Origin of the sequence: Segatella copri (genome assembly GCF_024330485.1) — a bacterium.
GTDB classification, from domain to species: Bacteria; Bacteroidota; Bacteroidia; order Bacteroidales; family Bacteroidaceae; genus Prevotella; species Prevotella copri_L.
In genome coordinates, this window is record NZ_JANDWX010000069.1 from 1 (window position 1) to 4,021 (window position 4,021).

At 39.9% G+C, this 4,021-nt stretch carries 3 protein-coding genes; all 3 read right to left on the bottom strand.

The genetic code is table 11. The features are described 5' to 3' along the window. Nucleotides 1-384: 384 nt before the first annotated feature. The 3 genes from NNC77_RS16130 to NNC77_RS16140 all read right to left on the bottom strand — a co-directional run bounded on the left by NNC77_RS16130 (nt 385) and on the right by NNC77_RS16140 (nt 3,384). Nucleotides 385-1,233, bottom strand: coding sequence for a hypothetical protein (locus tag NNC77_RS16130; protein ID WP_254971851.1), 849 nt, complete (start codon nt 1,231-1,233; stop codon nt 385-387). Further along, entirely contained in the window at nt 1,230-1,715 is a 486-nt protein-coding gene (locus NNC77_RS16135; RefSeq protein ID WP_254971849.1) for a Panacea domain-containing protein, read from the bottom strand. The genes NNC77_RS16130 and NNC77_RS16135 overlap by 4 nt, the downstream gene beginning before the upstream one ends. Nucleotides 1,716-1,884: 169 nt before the next feature. Next, the gene (locus tag NNC77_RS16140; RefSeq protein ID WP_254971848.1) at nt 1,885-3,384 is read right to left on the bottom strand and encodes a glycoside hydrolase family 43 protein; all 1,500 of its coding nucleotides are present in this window, start codon (nt 3,382-3,384) and stop codon (nt 1,885-1,887) included. Nucleotides 3,385-4,021 lie beyond the last annotated feature (637 nt).

Sequence of the window (4,021 nt, forward strand, 5' to 3'; positions counted from 1 at the left end):
TATTTTAAATATGCGTGCAAAGATACAAAATCAAATCGAATACACTACAAAAAGTCCGTAAACTTTTGAGTATTAATAACTTATTTAATAATCGTCTCGTTTTAACGGGACACTAGTGTCAATTACTGAATTATCTTTTTCTGATAACATTGCCTTTATAGTTATGTTTATCGCTGCCTAGAAAGGTTGAATGTCTCGCCATCCTAAAGGATGAAACTCTCGATGTTAGAGATGCTTTTGGATTTAAAAAGCATCCCATAGCACCGAATGGGAAAGGTCCATCTGTATAGGTTTCCTCATTAACTAGTTATTCTACCTCGACAGCTGCGGCTGCAGAAGCCACCTTGATGGGACAGCCAGGGGTGAATGGTGATTCGCAAGTGTTTAAACTTCCTCATCAGGATTGAAGTGCTCAAAGAAGCTGGTTCTTCGCTCTTGTAATGTACTTGTTTCCTGACACAAAAAACGACAGGCAAAATCATACATCGGAGTAGCAGCACTATGCTCACTGGCATCAATAAACTCTAGATTATCAACATAATAATTTACCAAGTCGGCATCCTCAGATAAGTCGGCAGCAAATAAAAACAGATACTCACATCCTACTATTTCCATTAAATCAAGAATCTTAGGTACTATGAATTGCCAAAACACAACAGTTCCTAACTTTTGCTGTATCCCTGTTTGATTCCAAAAATCACGATGAGCTTCGTTTGCGCAGAAATGCACAATCTCAACACCTGCAAAAGTGATACCTACGTTCTTATTATTCTCACCAAAGATTTTCAAAAGTTCCTCTGAATCCAAAGAAAGATGAAGAGCTCTTGCAACCTCCAGTTTTTTCAATCCCTTCTTGGTTCTTGCTTTTTCTAGTATCGCATTGACCGCATCTTTATCTGTTCCTTGCAATGAAGGATCTTTGCTCAACTGAAAAATATGCTCATAAAAGGCTTTCATATCTAACAGACGGTCACCTTCCAGAAACTCATCGTACAACAAGCCACACTTCAATGAGAAATAAAACAATATTTCACCAGAATTGTTCTTTACCAGATAATAAGCAACTCGGTGATTCGCATCATCCTCATAGGCTTCATTTTGCAGCGTATCGACAATACTGGGATTCCTTCCATTATAAAAGTCATCCACCAATCTGAAATTATCAATATTAGAGGACAATCTTTCACAATGTAAGGATCCTAATATCCGTTCTTGTTCTTCTGTTATTCTCATGCTCTTGACATTTGAAAATCCTTGTATTTGGCTAATAAGAATCTACGGATATTGATTCTTTCTGCATCCTTGCGAATATCCGACAAATCTATATCAACATCACATGTATCGTAGGGTGAATAGCCCTCACGCGCCTTCTTCCAAGAATATTCGCCATGACTCAAAGTACTGAGACTCCATGACTGCTTGGGAGCATACTGTTCAAAGACCTTATCAAAAACACCTTGATATTTTTGGAGACTTTCTCGGGATAGAGAAAAACTTAATGAGTTATCTTTATAGTGCTGACGAATTTCAAGTATAACAGGACCATATTTCCATGCCTTGAATTTTGCTCCAAACATGGGTTCTCCTAACTGAACCAAGCATTCACGCTGAGTGAAATAAAGCAACTTGTGCAGCTTCATCTCATCAATGCGAGTACCATATTGATGCTCGTAGCGCTGGCTGATATAGGATGCTATTTTCACGACATCTTCCATAATTGTGTTCCTTTCTTTATTGTTTACATGGTGCAAATATAAGGGAAATATCTGAAATAGCCAAGGTATTTCCGGTTTTTAACACATCAGGAGGAGTTTCTTGTCCCACAGATTTCTTGAGACCTGTCATCGTTTTGGGCGGATGATGACCCTTGTCATCAGGAAGTTATCATTTGAACTTCCATTCGTCGAATGTGATATTGTTTCCTTTCAGGACAAAACAGAGGTCCATTGTGCCTGTCATATTCTTTTGAAGTTGGGATTCTATGAGTTTCATTTGCGGGGTACCGACTTTGATTGAAGCTATGACTTCTCCGTCCGGCCTATCCCGGCGAACTTCTATGATTCCGTTTCCGGATGCCTTAATTTCCAGACTGGAAGGTACTTTGTTGAATTCCACACCTCTGACAGCAATGATGCCAGTCTTGTTGGGAACGGTAACGGCATACATGTCCCCGATGCTTTTTCCATTTGTGAACTTGACGCCTTGTGTGGCTGCTGTGGTTTCGGCCTGCTGGATGATGAACGGATTCATAGGCTGTATCTGTTTTACGCCTTTCAGAGTCTGATTACCCATGTGGATATTCACAGTATTCTCGTCAACTTGTATTTCATCGACACAAACATTACGAAAACCAGCTGTTGTATTGAAACTATGTTGCAAACTCATTGTGTGATAGAATACATACCATTTCCCGCGGAATTTGTGTAGATGTGTATGATTGTTGCTGTAGTCAAATCCATAATCTCCAGGGTTTTTCATATAGTTGTGCTGGTATTTCCAACTTTTGGTTACCAGCGGAGTTTTGCTAGTCATGTAACTCATGCAACAGGTGGTTGGTTTCTCTGTCTGGAGAGGCCAGTCGCTAAAATCTTGCCAATCTATGTTATAAGTATAAACGTATGTGCCGTTGATGTAGTTTAATTCGTTAGCTTCGAAATGATGGGGAGCCCTGATGGGCTTTATCGGGCCATCCACACTAATCATGTCTTTTCCCAAACGCATAATGCGAGCACATCCTCCGCCTACTGTCAGCCAACCTTTTCCTTTGTCATCGATGACTACACCCGGATCGAAAGCGGCTTTGCATTCTCCTGCTATGCCGGGAGTGTTTGTGTCTACCAAACTATGATTCAGCGGGCTTGACCACGGTCCTATGGGGGATGTGGATGTCAGCACTGCGGTTCCACCCCCGCTATTGGAGAAATAGAGGTAAAAGTGAGTCTTGCCGTCCGCTTCCTCACGTTTTGCGATCGACGGTGCCCATGATGTTTGTATCCATGGGGCGATGCTGTCTGTTTTAATAATTCCGTGATAGGTCCAGTTTGTCATGTCATCAGAAGACATCATCACCAGAGATTTGATGTATTCGTAGGAGTTTTTTCCGTAACCGCCTATTGAATCATATTGTTGCTGATCGTTTGTTGCGTACACATAAATTCTGCCATTATATTCTACTGCAGTTGGATCCGCTGTAAACATAAAATCCAGCAGGGGATTTCCATCTTCTGTGGTGAGTTTAGGGGAAACGTCCGGCATGGTTACATAAGGCACGGAATCATTTTGCAGGGACGGATTTTCTCCGGCCTGCGCATTTTGCTGGTGAGATATCATACATGCAGCAATGGCCATTGATAAAACGGGGGTCTGGATATTTTTCTTTTTCATTCGTATATGATTAAATTGTTTATTCGTTGCAAAATTACAAGAATAATCCGACATAGGCTTTGCGCCATATATCAAATACTTTATCAAACGTATCAAAATGCACTGGGAGGGCAGGTTTGTTACCTGCCCTCCCAGTACTGAATGATTACAAGCGTAGGGCTTGATGCCTACAAGTGACGTAAGTAATAGTGAGAAGATATGCGATTCTAGGACTTGCAATCATTAGGAACAGGAGTTAAAGGCATTAGCTTCTGGAACAACAATCATCAACTCCTAGGGCTACAAGCAACAGATACTAGATTAAGAATTTTCACAACCCATAACATTGGGTATAAACTAAAGTTACATGGCACCCTATTAACAAGGCAAAAATAGCTCAGAAATGTCCCTAATCCAAAAAATCAGTACGAATTTTCGGATTATAATCCAAAAAAACAGTGTTATTTTTTGGATTAGCGAATATTTTCATTACCTTTGCAGAAGATTTAAACATAAGAATAAAATGATAAGAAGGAAACTTGTCTTATACGTGAAAAAGTTGTCACCTTTAGGATGGTTAAACTAAATATGTTACTATCTATTTTTCTTATCACTAAATGAGTTACGCATTTTTAATTTTATCACTATATGGGTTGTC